The sequence below is a fragment of the Marinitoga sp. 38H-ov genome (assembly GCF_011057715.1).
Taxonomy (GTDB): Bacteria; Thermotogota; Thermotogae; order Petrotogales; family Petrotogaceae; genus Marinitoga.
This window is the reverse complement of the sequence record NZ_LNGH01000030.1, coordinates 1-16,728: the sequence shown is the minus strand read 5'-3', so window position 1 is coordinate 16,728 and position 16,728 is coordinate 1. Positions and strand designations below refer to the sequence as shown.

16 protein-coding genes and 1 CRISPR repeat array are annotated in these 16,728 nt (G+C 24.2%); of the genes, 1 reads left to right on the top strand and 15 read right to left on the bottom strand.

Translation table 11 applies throughout. From position 1 onward, the window contains the following. From AS160_RS08805 to AS160_RS08800, 3 genes are all read right to left on the bottom strand, one after another. Positions 1-310, bottom strand: a 310-nt coding sequence (locus AS160_RS08805; protein WP_241244252.1) for an ATP-binding protein, incomplete at its 3' end; no start/stop codon positions are given. 488 nt (positions 311-798) lie between these two features. Further along, positions 799-921: a hypothetical protein gene (locus AS160_RS11535; protein WP_277601303.1), complete on the bottom strand. Its 123-nt coding sequence runs from the start codon at positions 919-921 to the stop codon at positions 799-801. Between the two features lie 4 nt (positions 922-925). Then, a complete protein-coding gene (locus AS160_RS08800) occupies positions 926-1,171 on the bottom strand; it encodes a transposase (protein WP_165147854.1) in 246 nt (81 codons plus the stop codon). Between the two features lie 584 nt (positions 1,172-1,755). Between AS160_RS08800 and AS160_RS08795 the strand changes: the two genes are divergently transcribed. Continuing rightward, a complete protein-coding gene (locus AS160_RS08795) occupies positions 1,756-1,968 on the top strand; it encodes a hypothetical protein (RefSeq protein WP_165147852.1) in 213 nt (70 codons plus the stop codon). A 632-nt stretch (positions 1,969-2,600) separates the two neighbouring features. Then, positions 2,601-5,989: a CRISPR direct-repeat array (repeat unit 30 nt; unit sequence ATTTACATTCCAATATGGACTATTAAAAAC). Positions 5,990-6,164: 175 nt separating this feature from the next. Here AS160_RS08795 and cas2 read toward each other — a convergent pair. From cas2 to AS160_RS08725, 12 genes are all read right to left on the bottom strand, one after another. Beyond that, entirely contained in the window at positions 6,165-6,449 is a 285-nt protein-coding gene (gene cas2 / locus AS160_RS08785) for a CRISPR-associated endonuclease Cas2 (RefSeq protein ID WP_165147849.1), read from the bottom strand. A 5-nt stretch (positions 6,450-6,454) separates the two neighbouring features. Further along, positions 6,455-7,438, bottom strand: coding sequence for a type I-B CRISPR-associated endonuclease Cas1b (gene cas1b / locus AS160_RS08780; RefSeq protein WP_165147846.1), 984 nt, complete (start codon positions 7,436-7,438; stop codon positions 6,455-6,457). 3 nt (positions 7,439-7,441) lie between these two features. Then, positions 7,442-7,930, bottom strand: coding sequence for a CRISPR-associated protein Cas4 (gene cas4, locus AS160_RS08775; protein WP_165147843.1), 489 nt, complete (start codon positions 7,928-7,930; stop codon positions 7,442-7,444). Positions 7,931-7,938: 8 nt separating this feature from the next. After that, positions 7,939-10,086 (bottom strand): CRISPR-associated helicase Cas3', encoded by a 2,148-nt coding sequence (gene cas3 / locus AS160_RS08770; protein ID WP_165147840.1) that lies wholly within the window; start codon positions 10,084-10,086, stop codon positions 7,939-7,941. A gap of 9 nt (positions 10,087-10,095) precedes the next feature. Continuing rightward, positions 10,096-10,839, bottom strand: a complete 744-nt coding sequence (gene cas5b, locus AS160_RS08765) for a type I-B CRISPR-associated protein Cas5b (RefSeq protein WP_165147837.1) — start codon at positions 10,837-10,839, stop codon at positions 10,096-10,098. Then, entirely contained in the window at positions 10,826-11,698 is an 873-nt protein-coding gene (cas7i, locus tag AS160_RS08760) for a type I-B CRISPR-associated protein Cas7/Cst2/DevR (protein ID WP_165147835.1), read from the bottom strand. The genes cas5b and cas7i overlap by 14 nt, the downstream gene beginning before the upstream one ends. Continuing rightward, complete coding sequence (gene cas8a1 / locus AS160_RS08755) at positions 11,691-13,415, bottom strand: type I-B CRISPR-associated protein Cas8b1/Cst1 (protein ID WP_165147833.1); 1,725 nt, start codon at positions 13,413-13,415, stop codon at positions 11,691-11,693. Before cas8a1 ends, cas7i begins: the two co-directional genes overlap by 8 nt. A 10-nt stretch (positions 13,416-13,425) precedes the next feature. Next, complete coding sequence (gene cas6, locus AS160_RS08750; protein ID WP_165147832.1) at positions 13,426-14,130, bottom strand: CRISPR-associated endoribonuclease Cas6; 705 nt, start codon at positions 14,128-14,130, stop codon at positions 13,426-13,428. Between the two features lie 958 nt (positions 14,131-15,088). Next, a complete protein-coding gene (locus tag AS160_RS08745; RefSeq protein WP_165147831.1) occupies positions 15,089-15,298 on the bottom strand; it encodes a hypothetical protein in 210 nt (69 codons plus the stop codon). A gap of 211 nt (positions 15,299-15,509) precedes the next feature. Continuing rightward, a complete protein-coding gene (locus tag AS160_RS08735; RefSeq protein ID WP_165147830.1) occupies positions 15,510-15,686 on the bottom strand; it encodes a hypothetical protein in 177 nt (58 codons plus the stop codon). Beyond that, the gene (locus tag AS160_RS08730; RefSeq protein WP_165147829.1) at positions 15,671-15,835 is read right to left on the bottom strand and encodes a hypothetical protein; all 165 of its coding nucleotides are present in this window, start codon (positions 15,833-15,835) and stop codon (positions 15,671-15,673) included. The genes AS160_RS08735 and AS160_RS08730 overlap by 16 nt, the downstream gene beginning before the upstream one ends. Positions 15,836-16,016: 181 nt before the next feature. Continuing rightward, positions 16,017-16,728: acetyl-CoA C-acyltransferase (locus AS160_RS08725; protein WP_165147828.1), on the bottom strand; the 712-nt coding region annotated here is incomplete at its 5' end.

The window sequence follows — 16,728 nt, the reverse complement described above, 5'->3', positions numbered from 1 at the left end:
TTCCTACAAATAATATATTTTCATTATTTTCTACGAATCTTAAGCTTTTTAAATCTAATATTTCTTGTTTGTTTATTCCTGGTTCAAAATCAAAATCTTCTATTCCTTTTAGAAACGGAAAATTCGCTACTTTTACACATGCGTTCATTTCTCTTTTTTCTTTAGCTCTTACTTCTAATTCACTTAATTCATATAATGCATCAATTATACTTTTTTCTCCTATGTTTATTAAATCTAAATATTTATTATTTTTTATATTCAGCAGGTTTAATTCTTGCAAATTATTTTGTAGTTTTATATAATTATTCATTTTTCCCTCCTACAAAAAGTTGTCTAATTTTTTTAAATTATTTGTACAGAATTCTTTTAATTCATCATTGTTTTTTATATGTTTTGCCATTAAGGCTATATAATGATCATTCAAATAATTTATTTTTTACCTGTTATTTTATGTACTGTTATTAATTCTGTGTTATAATATATGTATAGGTAATCATCATTAGTTTTTATACTAACTGTTTTACCTATGTATTTTGGTGGAACGGAGTATTTGTTAGTGTATTAGAGAATCTTTTTGGACTTTTACTGTGGTGGTTGAGTCTATATATGATTCGATAATATATCTACTTGGTGAAGGGGATAAATACTCCTTCTCTTTTTGAAACAATAATAATGGTGGCATATTTGTTGATTGATTTACTTGAGACTTAACCTTGTTATTTATCTTTCTAATAATATCCTTTAATTCTTCTTCAAAATCATAATCATATGCTAATACCCAATTTTTATTTGCTGCTTCTACTTTTCCTTTAGTATATGAAATTTACATAATTTGATTTTAAATCCAAAGTCTTTTGCAAATGCTTTCATTTTATTATTTATTCTTCTACCATTTTCTGTTATATCCACTACTGTCCTCATATTGTCAAATATGTGGAACTCCTCCTGTTGCTTTAAATGAATTTATTAAACATTCAAATACATCTTGTTGTGTTTTACTGCTTCTATAACAATATCTCGAATATCCAAGTTTGTAATTAAACACATTAAATTCATATTCATTCCCATTTTTATCATGTAGTTTCATGTTCTCTTTCCAATCTACCTGTGCTTGAATACCAGGCAATGTTTCAAATCTTGGATGTCCTTTTTTATTTTTCTTTACTATCAACTCCTTTCTTCTTACATATTTCCTAAAATTAGAATATGTAATCACCTCATGGAATATTTGGAGAAAAAATAAGAAAATGTTATCATTAAACTAAAGAAATGAAAGGGGTGTTTGGTATGAAAAATAGAAATAAGTATTCTCGGTTACTTCAAGTTGTTAAAGAATACCTTAATTCTGATAAGTCTTTATCCGATATTGCTATATGATTCCTTCCCCTCATACTTTACATAAATGGGTTAAAAAATATGAAGATTCTGGTTATGATGACAATATCTTAAATTCTAAGAAAGGAAGGCCATTATGATATTTCTAAGGTTCCTCCTATGAGTCTGCTGGTATTGTTAAACTTATAATAATTCCAATGATACTAATTCTTAAAGAAGAAGATTGAATATTATGAACGTCTTCTTATTGAAAAAGAGTTGCTTATTAAAATGCAAGAAGATGAGATTAACTTTTTAACACAACTGGAAAAAGAACTTTTATTGGTGTTTTTTTGATTATTTTTAAATATAGAGATTTTTTCTACTTCTTTTTTACTCAATCGTTATAACATTAGTTCCAGTTCAATACCAGGTTGTTTTTTGTTAACCAGAAAGTCTTATTTTAAAGATCATTCCTATACTGCTGACGGTAAAAAAGTTTCTGATGATTATATTAAACAATTGCTTGTTGATTTGTTATCTATTGATGACCCTTTGAATCCTGAGTTCTTTTACAAAACTCTTGGTTCTAAGAAGTTAGCTGCTATTTTTAGACACAAGTATAAATTAATCACAAAAAGATTCATAGATTAAGAAAAGAATTAAATCTTATTAGTAATTATCGTCATCATCCAAAACATCCTAAAAGAAGACCTAAAAATCACGACATTACCAGACCTAATCAATACTGGGAATCAGATATTAAATTTATCCCCACTAAATATGATGGTTATATCGCAATACTTACTATAATCGATAGTTTTGATAGGGCTGTTGTTGGTGTTTATATTGGTAATTTGCTAAAGACTTTATTTCAACTTTAAGAAAAGCTATTAAGAGGTGCTACTCCTGATAATCTCATTATTAGGACAGATAATGTCCATTTGCTAAAATTACTGCTGCTTTTATGGATGAATTAAACATTATTCATGAATTTGGTTACAAGAATAATCCTAACTCTCAAGCTTATGTCGAGTCATTTCATTCTAGCGTTCAACGTGAATTTGTTGAATCTATTGAATTTAACTATATTGATGATGTTTATAATTACTATATTTCATACATTTATTTTTACAACAGACCTCATGGTTCTTTATATTATTTTACTCCAGATTTCGTTTTTAATCTTTTTTATGATCAATATAATAATTCTGACTTAGAAGAATTTAAATCAATTAAGTTTAATGATTTTATTGTTTGTAAATGTTTTCCTTATTTCTTCTCCAATAGCCAGGGGGCAGACCGCTATTAAAAACCATTTTCCCACCTCCTTTTGGGCTTGTTGCCACATCATTTACATTCCAATATGGACTATTAAAAACGAAACATTTACAATAAAAGAAGATAACCCTGTTGATATTTACATTCCAATATGGACTATTAAAAACTACAGAAAAAGCAATGGCTAATGCTTCAACAATGTTATTTACATTCCAATATGGACTATTAAAAACGTTTAAAGCCACATTCAAGGCTTTTTCTTCTTCTATATTTACATTCCAATATGGACTATTAAAAACAGAGTTAAAGTCTTTTGATCCAAACAAACACACATTATTTACATTCCAATATGGACTATTAAAAACTTTTTCAATTCAAACATTATTTGTAATGCGTTTTCAATTTACATTCCAATATGGACTATTAAAAACTTCAATATTATTCTTAAATTTTCAACCTTTTCTAAATTTACATTCCAATATGGACTATTAAAAACACCTATCCAACAAACAGAAATTGAAATCCCAATTGAATTTACATTCCAATATGGACTATTAAAAACATTATCAGACATTTAAATTATAAAAACATCAAAACCATTTACATTCCAATATGGACTATTAAAAACTAATTGTTCTTTCCATTGTTGATATACTACTTTTCTTATTTACATTCCAATATGGACTATTAAAAACAAACCTTACAACCCCCCGGAATGAATCAAAACTTTTATTTACATTCCAATATGGACTATTAAAAACATCTCCATCTACCATTATTACATCAAAACTTACTTCATTTACATTCCAATATGGACTATTAAAAACTACATGCAAGCAAATAGCGAGCCTACTGTGTTATCATTTACATTCCAATATGGACTATTAAAAACATGAAAATTTGATAGAAGAAATAGCAGAAAAATGGGGATTTACATTCCAATATGGACTATTAAAAACGAGTATGAAGATTTAAGAAAGGAATCCGCTTTTGAATTTACATTCCAATATGGACTATTAAAAACCGATTTATCAAGCTGGAAAAATTGTTGGTTGGATATATTTACATTCCAATATGGACTATTAAAAACATTTTTTGTTTCTTTTTCCACCCATTTATTTATCTCATTTACATTCCAATATGGACTATTAAAAACTTTTCGTTAAACCTTGACGCTCTCATTTTTTCATCATTTACATTCCAATATGGACTATTAAAAACGAAAAAATATTCTTTTAACCAATGATGCGAAGAAATATTTACATTCCAATATGGACTATTAAAAACTTTGGCTAAGTATTTGATTTTGTTTAGCATGTTGATATTTACATTCCAATATGGACTATTAAAAACTCAATTACTCCGACATCGAATACTTCGATGTGATTATTTACATTCCAATATGGACTATTAAAAACTAGTTGCAAATGTGGTTGCAGGAAAGATTATTCAATATTTACATTCCAATATGGACTATTAAAAACTCCAACGCTGCTATAAAACCACTCTTCAGCTTTTTTATTTACATTCCAATATGGACTATTAAAAACATTTCAAAATAAGTCAAAAATATGCAAAAATAATTGATTTACATTCCAATATGGACTATTAAAAACTATCCTTCTAACTACTTCAATATGTACTCTGAGTACATTTACATTCCAATATGGACTATTAAAAACCTTTTTCGCGAATAAATCTACTTTGGCTATGTTGTATTTACATTCCAATATGGACTATTAAAAACAAGTCAAAATTCATTGTATTAAAAACATCAATTTTAATTTACATTCCAATATGGACTATTAAAAACCCGAAAATCGCTTCGATGATTTCTTCAATGTCATCATTTACATTCCAATATGGACTATTAAAAACCCAAACCTACGGTATCGTCAACAATTTTTATATTATCATTTACATTCCAATATGGACTATTAAAAACCCGAGGAAACAATTTCAGTTGAAAAAAATTTAGAGGATTTACATTCCAATATGGACTATTAAAAACTCCTAATACTTCATCAAATTTTATTGTATCTAAAATATTTACATTCCAATATGGACTATTAAAAACACCTGTAGTCTTATCAAACAATTTCATTCTTACTTTATTTACATTCCAATATGGACTATTAAAAACTGAAATATCTAAATTTCTATAAGTTGCATATGTTTTATTTACATTCCAATATGGACTATTAAAAACGAATAAACTAGTAATACCATATTGATAATTTTTCAGATTTACATTCCAATATGGACTATTAAAAACTATATTTTCTTTTATATTTTCTTTTATATATTGTATATTTACATTCCAATATGGACTATTAAAAACTTCTGTCTGCATTGATATATCCTGATGTGATTTTTGATTTACATTCCAATATGGACTATTAAAAACGAAAAAGAAACTCCATCTGCAACTATTGTTTCGCCTATTTACATTCCAATATGGACTATTAAAAACTGCATAAAGCCTTAATGTAAAAACACCTTTTGCAGTATTTACATTCCAATATGGACTATTAAAAACTGAATATTGGAGAACAACTCTTTTAGGAGCTTTGAAATTTACATTCCAATATGGACTATTAAAAACTTATCAGTTCTAATAAATCAGCAATAAGAAGATTAATTTACATTCCAATATGGACTATTAAAAACGATAAATTTTTGGTTTCGAGAAAGCTCCAAAAGAAAATTTACATTCCAATATGGACTATTAAAAACTTATTACCAATTTCTTTTGGCGCTTCTGGGTTTGCATTTACATTCCAATATGGACTATTAAAAACAAATCAAATAAACATAAAAGGAAACGCAATACCAAAATTTACATTCCAATATGGACTATTAAAAACTAAATGTTTAATTATTAATTTAGAAAATTGAAGAACATTTACATTCCAATATGGACTATTAAAAACGTTTTCTTTTGCTTTGTACATTGTTTTTAGGATTTCATTTACATTCCAATATGGACTATTAAAAACTATATAAGAAATGGTAGTATAAATTTGACTACTGAAATTTACATTCCAATATGGACTATTAAAAACTTCTTTACAATTCCCGACCTAAAATAAGGCGATTTAATTTACATTCCAATATGGACTATTAAAAACCCCAACGCTGCTATAAAACCACTCTTCAGCTTTTTTATTTACATTCCAATATGGACTATTAAAAACTGCAAAATCAGACTTAATGGAAGTTGATTTATAATAATTTACATTCCAATATGGACTATTAAAAACTTTACCGTTGAAGGTTCTAATGAATGTTTAAATAAATTTACATTCCAATATGGACTATTAAAAACTTTGTTGTTTCAATTTGTTTTTCAAGCGAATCAAAAATTTACATTCCAATATGGACTATTAAAAACCCCATTATTATTAAAACAATAACTATAGATTCATTTAAAAGCTGTTTTTGTCTATCTTTATATAATTATTTAATATTTATCACCTTAAATATATCAAAAAACTAAAACTGTTTTTTAATCTTTATTAAATAAATTGTCGATATAACATAAATAAAGTCATATTTCACATAGACAATTATAAAAAATTAGATGTTTTATCTTCTTTCACACCCCAAAATTCCTTTTTTAACCATCTTTCATTCCGACTTTCGAAAACTATTATCGAATCCAAATCTTTTCTGATGACTTTTTCTAATTCTTGTCTTAATTTATATAATTCTGATTTTGATAATTCTCCTTCAAAAACAGAATTTTGTATGTGATATAAATATTTTTTACAAATATTAAACACCTTTGGTAAAATTTTCTCACCATCACCTTCTGGGTCAAATTTAATATCATAAACTAATAATATATACATCTATTTCACCACCATAATGTAAAACCTTCATACTCTTTTTCTTCTAATAAGTGTTTAATTAATTTATAGCATTCTAGTCTAATAAGATATCTATAAGACACTTTTTTATTTAACACTTTGTGCATTATCGTTTTTTTCAATCTTTCATCATACTTTTCAAGTATTTTCTTTCGAGCTTTTTCTTTTAAATACAATCCATTTAAATCCTTTTCAAAATCATTTTCGGTAATAATTTTTTTATTTAATAATTGAAAAATTAATCTATCTCCTATTAAAGGTTTAAATATTTCCGAGATATCCAAACTCAATGAAAACCTTCTTACACCTGGTTCATGTAAATAGCTTATAGCTGGATTTAAATATGTCTTATAAATTTCTGATATGGTTGTGGTATATATTATCGAATTAATAAAAGATATTAGTGTATTAACAATATTTTCTGGTGGTCTTTTTGTTCTTTTTTCAAAAGAAAAATCAATTATTTTATCCCATGAAGAATAATAAACCTCCCTAATATTACCTTCTATTCCCATCAATTGAGAAATATCCTTTTGTTTGTTTATTTTATCTCTTAAAAAATTTATTTTATTAATATAAATTTCAATATTTTCTTTTCTAGAATTATAGTATCTTAAATTTCTAAATATATTAAATGAAGCTGCTTCCATGATTTTTTTTGCTATGTATAATCTTTTTTCATAGTTTAAATAATGTTCTACTTGTTTAATTAAAATATATCCAGAAATTTTATTTTCTTTAGGAATATATGTCCCTGAATAATAACCATAATAATTATAAAAATGTATTAGAATATTCTTTTGAGACAAAAAATCTAGCAGCTTACTATTTAATGAAATTTCACCAAAAATATATATATCATTAACGACTTCTATAGGAATATACGACTTCCCATTTTTGTTTATTAATATTAAACTGTTATCTTTTCTTTGTAAATTTCCACTTGAAAAAATATATATAGTTTTTTTCATAACTTATATATAGCAAAATTCATAAAACGCACATTTTTTACAAACACTAGTTTTTGGGATTTTCTCTGGTATTTTTTCAGAATTTTTTATTATTTTCACTTCGCTAATAATTTTTTCTATATATTCTTTATCTTTCTCCTCATATACTATTTTTATTCTTTTTCTTAAATTTGGATAGTCTATAATTCCTTCTTTCACATCAACACCATACATATTTAAATAATATATATAATATTTCAATTGCCAAATACTAGCTTCTTCAAATGATCGTGATTTTTTTATTTCATGTATAACTTTTTTATTTTTAATAAGATCTATATTGATTTCATCATTTATCAAAATATTCTTTTGAGAATTTTTATAATAATTCTCTTCTATATATTTTCCTATTTTTACATCTTCATTTTCATTCTCCAATGAAATTCCATGAGTATAAAACCATAATTTTCTTTTACAAATAAAATAATAATAAAATTCTATTCCTGAAATCATTTTAACCCCTAAAAAAAGTTATTAAATTCTTTATTTTCATCTTTACTATATGTTATTCCTAACTCTTTTGAATAATCGCAATTATGAATAACCAATTTTTCATATTTGTTAATTTTTATCTCTTTTATATTATTTAATTCATTGTATCGTATAGAAGCGGTATAATTTAAAATTTCTTCTTTAATCTTATATTTCTCTTTTCTAGAAATATTTTTTTCATTATATTTTTTTAGTAATTCGTTTATATATTCTTCATTTTCACTATAAACATCTTTTGGAATAACTAATACAGAATCTATATCTCTAAATATTTTTGATACTTCACTTTTTTCTAATTCATAAGGATTATATGTTTTCACAAATTCCATATTGTCTTTCAATTTATAATAATAATCTGTGTTCTTTATTTTTTCATAATCATATACTTCATCAATTATCCCCAACTTTTTTTCTTCTGATAATGGTCCATTTATATTTAATAAAGATTTATTGGATATATCAAAAATATCTTTATAAATAACCTTACCTATTCCAGAACAATTTTTAGTAAATACATATACATTATATCCATCTTTATCCCAAGTTCTTCTTCTATATACTCTTCCCATTCTTTGAAATAATCCATTAATATCTGATAATTCAGTAAACAATATATCAAAATCAATGTCTAATGATGCTTCAACAATTTGAGTACTTATCCATATACCCTTTTTTTTATAATTATTACCTAAATCAAATATTTCTATCTCCTTAAATGATCTATCTTTTTTAATAAATTTTGAATGAAGCAAATTTACTTCTTTAACTCCTAAATCTATTAGATCATTATATATTCTTTGAGCTTGATTAATTGTATTACATATAACTAAAATTCTATTTTCATTATATTTTTCTATAATATATTTTGCCTCAATATTATCATCAATAACTTTTAAACTATGCCTTATATCGTTATTAATAAACGGTTTTTCAGAGATAATAAAATTATTTATTCCTGCATCTTCAAACTCTTTTAATAGAAATTTAGGAAAGGTTGCTGTTAAAATTGAAAATTTCCCTCCAAATTTTGTAATTATTTTTAACCCCAATATTAGATAAGCAAGTAAGTCAGGTGAGTACATTTGAATTTCATCAAGAATTATTTTAGAATAAGACATTGTTGCTACTTTAAGTTCAAATCCTTTATAGCCATAAACAACATCAAACAACTGATCTAAAGTTGTTATTGTTAATGGTAATGATAATTGTTTTGTTTTAGTAAAATAATAATCAACATCTTCTATACTTTCTTCTCTTTTTAAATATTCTGAATAAGTATCTGAATGCAAAATACCAACATTTTCAGTATTATTATCTTTTAATATTTTTTTAGTAATTCTATCATATATAGCATTAATGGCTACTTTTAAAGGCAAAGTATAAAATCCCTTATTATTACCTATCCATAATAATCCTGCTTCAGTTTTCCCCATACCTGTTTGAGCTATTGCTATAACATTATTATCTCTATTCTCAATCATATATTTTTGTAAATCATTCCAATGATATCCAAGTTTTTCCATATTGGTTAATAAAAAGTTATTTGGAATTTCTACAGGTATATGAGCACTAGCTGCATAATCAATCCTGTTTAATAATCCTTTTAATAAAACATAGTCTTTAAAATTTTTATCTTCTTTATATATCCTTTTCTTAAGGACGAAATATCTTGCACTAATTTTATTTAAATTTATACTCTTACTTATTTTAGAATAATCAAATAATTTCACTAAAGAACTTATTTCTTCTATTTTATTATTAATAATCATTAAATCATAATTACTATAATCTCTTTCATGGTGATATGCAATAACTTGATATAATAACTTTATCTCATCTTCCGTAAATTTATTTTTTAATTCTATTGGATTTAAAAATAATAAACTTAAAAGGGAATGAGGAATTTCTTTTTCATTCCTCTTTCCCTTTTTTAGTTTTTCTTGAAAATCAGGATTTATTTTTCCTAAATCATGATATACACATGCATATTCTAACAAATCCCAATTAACAGGAATTTTTTCATTATATAATACTTTTAAATTATTTAATTGTTCAATTAAATTATCTGTATGTTCTTGTATTGTTTCTGTAGGGTTAGATTTAGCTAAAAAAATCATAAATTCACCTCAAGCTAATAATAATACGTCTCCTTCTTCATCTATAAAATATTTCTCATACATATATAAAATTGGATTGGATGCATATAATGCCTCGACCTTATTCCATTTTCTTATATACTTTTTATTTTTATTATTTCCTATATTTTCTAAAACATAATTTTTATTTAAGATATATTTTGTTCCTACAAATTTCATTCCTTCAGTATAATTTTGAAATTCTATATTTTTATATTTTTTTATTGGTATATAATAGGATAAATCTGTATAAATATCTTCTTCCAATTCTTTTTCTTTATATTCAACAGCTTTAACTTCTTTAATATTAGCAATATCCTCTCTTCTTCCTAAAGATGGATATTCTCTTGGATATTTTAATGAATTTTCTATTACTTCAATTAGAGACTTATCTTTTGGAACTATATGTATCATTAATTTAACGTCCACAAGCATTTCTGTTGTACCTATTCCTTGGGTTATTCCATATCCTTTTACCATCAATTGATGTCTTCCTTTTTCAAATTTCATTTCAGGTTTAAATTCGTATCTAGTATATAAATCATTAACTTTTGAATAATAGTTACCTGCAACGCTTACTTGCATTTCTTTATATTCTTTAAAATCACATAGTTTATGAATCATACCTATCACTGTAGAATAAGGTGGCAGAGGATATGTCTCCCTCAATCCAAAACTTGTAGGAATCCTGTAATTGGCAGTTTCTTGTTCTATCTTTATCTTAATTGCCTTCATAATACTTCCTTACCTTTTCTTTTAAATTTTCAAATAATTTTGGGATTGAAACAGCTTTAAGTTTTTCTTTAATCTCATTCTCATTATCAAATTTTCCATCAACAATTCCGCATATAGTGTTTTCTTTTACCTCATTATATTCTAACATTGATAACAATGGTTCAATATTAATTTTATTATTTTCTACTTCAACCAAATTGTGAAAGAATGGATTTTTAATGCTATATACTCCTCCAATTGCAAATAATGGTTTTAGGTCTTCTCTTCTTCCTTTAATATCCCTGTATAAAAAGGCTATAGTGTCTAATAATTTTTGAACTCTTCTAGATTTTTCTTCATTAAGTATTTCAATATCTTCATTTTTATCAATACCTATTTCATCCAAATCTATATTTATCGTATATCTGTAATACGATCTATGCATTTCTGATTGAGCTATATTCATATTTTCCTTTAATCTATCAGCTAGTCCTTTATTTGTTAAAAAATCGAGATCTCCCTTAAAATCTTCCAAAGATATAGCATGTGATATTCTAACCTTTGCGTCTCTAGTTAAACTTCCTTCTCCTTTTTTCGTTTTCATATATCCAAAAAAATCTATTTCAGGATACTTATCTATTTTTGCTTCAGGATCAAATTGTATAACTTTTTTATCTCCACTTCCCTCATCTTTTAAAGGAGACAATTCATATCCTAATTGATTAACAATATTATATCTAATTGCTTGCCTGGATATATAGGTCTGTTGTTTGCCATCCCTTGATAACTTTTTTAATGTTGTAACATTACCTAATCCTTCACCAAAATTTGCACTTTCAGCTTCAAAAATTATTGTTAATGTTAATCCTTTTTTATCCATTATTTTCATCCCCTTTCTTATATTCTCCAAATAATCCAGCTATATATGCATATCCTACACTTTTGAAAATGTCGTTATTATCTAAGGCTTCTATAATTATTTTTGGAACTGGCTTATCAACATATAAATAACTATTCAATAATGTATCCATAAAGCTATCTTTATTATTTACTTTTAATGCATTCAATAACTTGTATGAAATACCCGAGAGTTTGTGTTCACTTCCTTTAGATAAATAAAACTGTCTCATTAAATATCCGTAATAATTAGCTTGTTTAACTTCACTTTCATTAAAATCTTTCATATCTTTCACCTCGCTTAAATAATTTAAATTTATTTTAATTAAGTTATTTATAGTTCTTATTGAATAATAACCATTTGTTCTATCAGAAAGTTTTATTCTTAAAAGATCATTTATTAGACTGTATAATTCTACATTATTTGTTATTCTAAAAATAATTTCCTCATATAACATTATTTTATCTTTATAATCATCTTTTTTATAATCATCTTTTTTGGTCGGATAATAATAATTATTTATTATTTCGTTCAAAAGGATTGAAGATTTATTTAAAACTGATAATGTTTTTTTCGATAAAATATTAAAATAGTATTTTTCATTTTCCAATTTTACTATTTGAATATCAGAATATTCATACTTCGTTGTTTTGTTTAAATTTTCATATATACTACTTAATAATGTCTTATATGAAAACATATATTTATCATTTTCATTAATTGAGTCACTATAAGTTTTCATTATTATTCTTTTATTTATATTATAAATATCTTCAATAGAATGATTTAAATTAACAAAAAGCCCTTTATTATACACATATGTAAATCCAGCAGGAATACATGAATAAACCAACTTACAGACAGGACAAATATATGTATCGTTAACAAAATCCCATACATTAGAAGGTTTTCTTGCATCATCAAATCCAATATTTTTTATAAATGACATATTTACATCCAATTTTTTCATTGGTCTATTACAGGAAAAACAAGTATATTTGTATTTTTTTATTTCATCATTTTCCAATTTTTTATATTCTAAGAATGGTTCTAAAAAATAATTTTTATAATCAATATACATATCTTTTTCTTTTGTTTGGGGATTTAAAAAACTCACCCCATTCCATGCATTTTTAATAATAGAGTACATGACGTTTTTTGCTACAATATATTTTTTTGAAATAGGATTTTCTAAGAAAACAAGAATATTTTTTAATTTCAATAAATTATCTTTTATTAATTCAACATTAGATGATTTAGTTATATTTTTTAATTTAGTTATTTCCTCTAAAATATCTAAAGTATTTAATTCTTTATATATTAAATCGTATGCACTTTTAAAACTGGCTTTTTTGAGATTATCTTTGAAAGATTTTATTATTTTATTTATTATCTCTATATCTTCTTTTGAAAACTCATTTTGTCCTATTTTATGTTCTATTATTTCTTTATATGAAATCAATTGATACCAATTTAAATTCTTATATGTATTAATAAAATAGTTAAAATATTTTTCTTCGAAATTATTAAATGCATCAATTTTGATTTCAATTTCATCATATTCCAAATCAGAATTTTTCTCATATGTTTTATATCTAACATTATCTTCACCTAAAATATTTATCAATCCTACTATTCCAGCATTATATAACCAATCTGATAATTTTAAAGTTATATAATTTTCTTTCAATTTTTCCATTTTATCACCCCTAAATTATATCTACCATTCCAAACCCTAAACTTCTTTTACTACCAATACCAGATTTATATATAAAGTCCAGCATTTTTTTGTCTCCTGATATCTTTATAATTCCTAAATTAGATTTTAGCTTTTTATTATAATTTAATACTGTTGTTTTTTTAAAATCTAATACTTTAATATCTAATTCATCATTTTCACATTTAAACAATTTATTATATTGATAGTTAATGTTATTTTTTAGTATATCTATAGCATTTCTCTCATCAAAATAATAATATTTATCTTCTTCTTTATTGTGTTCTCTAATAAGAATTGGAGATAATGTTTTTATTGTTATTTCATTTTTATATACATTTTTTTCAGGCAATTTAATAATGTTATTTAATTTCAAAACATTATTTTTTATCGAAAATTCTATAAATTTCATACTCATGAACGCATTATAAAAGTACAAACCGGTTTTGTATGAATGAGTTGAAAAAAACATTGATATGTTATCATTTTCAATCTTAATTGTTTCTTCAAATCTACATTTCCCAAAATACACTGAAAATGTATAATCTTTTAATATAGGATCTTTATTTTTAAAATACTCTTCAAATACACTTTTATCATAGCTTTCCAGTGTTTTTTTTATAAAACTCAAAAATATACGTCTATAGTCTTTAGGTATTTCCTTAGATTTTAAATTGAAAATTAATTTTAATTTCATAATCTCACCTCATTTATTATCCATGTGTTGATGATTGTAAAAAACCTTAATTTTATTATACGCTGGTACGTTACGTATTAATTAAAAATATATTAAAAAAATAATTACAAAAAAATAAACAAAAATAATCATGATAATATATAAAAAAATCTAATAATCCATACTGGAATGTAAAATGTGTTAATGGTTGTATTAAGCAAAAAAAGATTTTTAATAGTCCATATTGGAAATTAATATACACTTGATATATTAATTAATAAAAACAAAGAGACCTTTTTAGGCCTCACTGTCTATTTTTAATAATATTAAATTTTTATTGGTTTGTAGCTTTAGTTTTATAATATAATAAAACATAACAATCCCCCATTAAGTTTTCTATTTCCATTATAATAAATTTTTTTTAATTTGTCAAGTTATTTTTAATTTTTTTAACATAACTAATAATACAAAATACAATTTCTACAATAAACATTTCATATATTTTTAATAATAGTAAAAAAATAATTGATATTCAGTAATTTTCAAATTAAAACGTCATGTGATTCAGTTTATTATTTTAAATCTTATATATTTTTCATATTACAACTTTAAAAAAACTATAATTTCAAATATTTTTGTTAGGAATATTATTATGATATTTATCGCTACAATAATTATTGATAGAAATGTCATAAATCCTAGGATATCTAATACCCATTTTGTAAATAAAACATATGAAAGAATAAATATAATTAATTCCATTAATATTAACCTTAATACATACAAAATTTCTATATTAGATGTTCAGGATACAATTGTTTATAGCAATTCTTTCAAACAACAAAGAAATTATTTAAATAACAAACATTACTGTTATAATAGAAAAATGATCTTTAATATTTGTTATAGTATTCCATACTATCAAATGAATAAAAACTATTTTTCCTACTGCATATTTTTTAAAAATACTTATTATATTTTATGAAAGTAAAAAACTAATTATAGTATAAAATGAAAATAATGATATTACAAAACTATAAAATAGTTTTTTGTTATTAATTTTTTCACTAATTAAATAAATTCCAATAAACTGAAAAATAAAACCTACCAAACTTAAATTTTCTATAAATGTAAAAATCATACCAAATGCAAAAAATATTTTGCAACTTTTAAATCCATATTCTCCCATTTAGCCATTATCAGTTATTTTTAACTCTCCATTCCTCTTCTCTTATCACTCTATTCATCGATAAAAATACCCTATAATCTTAAAAATGTCAGCTATAAATATTAATAAAAACCAATAAATATTACTGAAAGAATTAATCCCCACTTTAAAAATTTTGCTGCTTTGTAAATATTTTCATTTCCAAAATAATCGCCTAATAATGTATAAGCTTTTATTCATATATTATTGGTATTATCATTATTGCTATAATACCAAAGAAAAGTAAATATGCAGAAAAACCACTTACTCCAAATGAAAAACCATATCCTGTAACAGATTGTGAAAATAATATACCTTTTCCTAATATAACGCTTGCTAATAATACATAACATATTATCTCAAGCCACAATATATATTAAATATTCTCTTATCTTTTATAATTTCACTGATCTTATATACTCCAATTAATAGGAGTATCACTCCAATAATTCTAAAATGTCCCGTTATACTAAGAACAACTTCTATACCTGCCATTATTTTTGCATTTTTCAAATCCACACCTATCACTCCTATATTATAAAAATTAACATTATTAATTATAATTTATTATAATTAAAGATACGAATAACATATGTATTATATCTTATTTCTTATAATTTTTAGGCACTTGTGAAAAATTTTATTTTATAAATAAAAACCGAAGCTCAAAAATAGAGCTCCGGTTTATAATTATGATTTATTATAAATTTTTAATAACAATAGCGGTACCCATACCTCCACCAATACATAATGACGCTAATCCATATTCTAAATTTCTCTTTTTCATTTCATATAATAATGTTACTACTATTCTATTTCCTGATGCACCTATTGGATGCCCTAACGCTATTGCTCCTCCATTTACATTTGTTCTTTCCATAAACCATTCTTTGCTTAATCCATATTTTTCACTTAATTCTTTTATTACTGCTAATGATTGTGCTGCAAATGCTTCGTTTAATTCTAGTAGTTCCATTTCTTCAAGTTTTATTCCTTTCTTTTCTATTATATTTGTTATTGCTGCTACTGGCCCTATTCCCATTATACTTGGATCTACTCCACCTTGTTCATACGCTACTATTTCTGCTAATGGTTTTAATCCATATTTTTTTACTGCACTTTCTGATGCTATTATCATTGCACTTGCTCCGTCATTTATTCCTGATGAGTTACCTGCTGTTACTGTTCCATCTTTTTTGAATGCTGGTCTTAATTTTGCTAATGTTTCTTTTGTTGTTCCAAATCTTGGATATTCATCTGTGTCAAATATTTTTGTTTCTTTTTTTGTTTTTATTTCTATTGGTACTATTTCTTCTTTGAATTTCCCTTCTTTTATTGCTTTTTCTGCTCTTTGTTGGCTAATCAATGCAAATTCATCTTGTTCTTCTCTTGTTAATCCATATTTTTCTACT